Origin of the sequence: Streptomyces sp. DvalAA-43 (genome assembly GCF_900091725.1) — a bacterium.
GTDB lineage: Bacteria > Actinomycetota > Actinomycetes > Streptomycetales > Streptomycetaceae > Streptomyces > Streptomyces pulveraceus.
Map to the genome: position 1 here is coordinate 1 of NZ_FMBW01000035.1, position 1,031 is coordinate 1,031.

Below are 1,031 nucleotides of genomic sequence, written 5' to 3' on the forward strand. Positions count from 1 at the left end.
TCCAGGTCGGGTCGGTTGCGGTGGGCGGGGACGCGCCGGTGTCGGTGCAGTCGATGACGACGACGCGTACGTCGGACATCGGTGCGACGTTGCAGCAGATCGCGGAGCTGACGGCGTCGGGCTGTCAGATCGTGCGGGTGGCGTGTCCGACGCAGGACGACGCGGACGCGTTGGCGGTGATCGCGAGGAAGTCGCAGATCCCGGTGATCGCGGATATTCATTTCCAGCCGAAGTATGTGTTCGCGGCGATCGATGCGGGTTGTGCCGCGGTGCGGGTGAATCCGGGGAACATCAAGCAGTTCGACGACAAGGTGAAGGAGATCGCGCGGGCGGCGGGGGACGCGGGGACGCCGATCCGGATCGGTGTGAACGCGGGTTCGCTGGATGCGCGGTTGCTGGCGAAGTACGGGAAGGCGACGCCGGAGGCGTTGGTGGAGTCGGCGTTGTGGGAGGCGTCGCTCTTCGAGGAGCACGGTTTCCGGGACATCAAGATCTCGGTGAAGCACAACGATCCGGTGGTGATGGTGAATGCGTACCGTCAGCTGGCGGCTCGTTGTGACTATCCGTTGCATCTGGGGGTGACGGAGGCGGGTCCGGCGTTCCAGGGGACGATCAAGTCGGCGGTGGCGTTCGGTGCGCTGTTGTCGGAGGGGATCGGGGACACGATCCGGGTGTCGTTGTCGGCGCCGCCGGCCGAGGAGGTCAAGGTCGGGATCCAGATCCTGGAGTCGCTGAATCTGAAGCAGCGGCGGCTGGAGATCGTGTCCTGTCCGTCGTGCGGGCGGGCGCAGGTGGATGTGTACAAGCTGGCTGATCAGGTGTCGGCGGGTCTTGAGGGCATGGAGGTGCCGTTGCGGGTGGCCGTGATGGGTTGTGTCGTCAACGGTCCGGGCGAGGCGCGCGAGGCGGATCTGGGTGTCGCTTCCGGCAATGGCAAGGGGCAGATCTTCGTGAAGGGCGAGGTCATCAAGACGGTGCCCGAGTCGAAGATCGTCGAGACGCTGATCGAGGAAGCCCTGAAGATCGCCGAG

The 1,031-nt window shown here is 65.6% G+C and carries 1 protein-coding gene; it reads left to right on the plus strand.

What is annotated here, in order from left to right:
* On the plus strand, window positions 1-1,031 hold a 1,031-nt coding region (gene ispG, locus GA0115234_RS10685; protein ID WP_093540681.1), incomplete at both ends, for a flavodoxin-dependent (E)-4-hydroxy-3-methylbut-2-enyl-diphosphate synthase.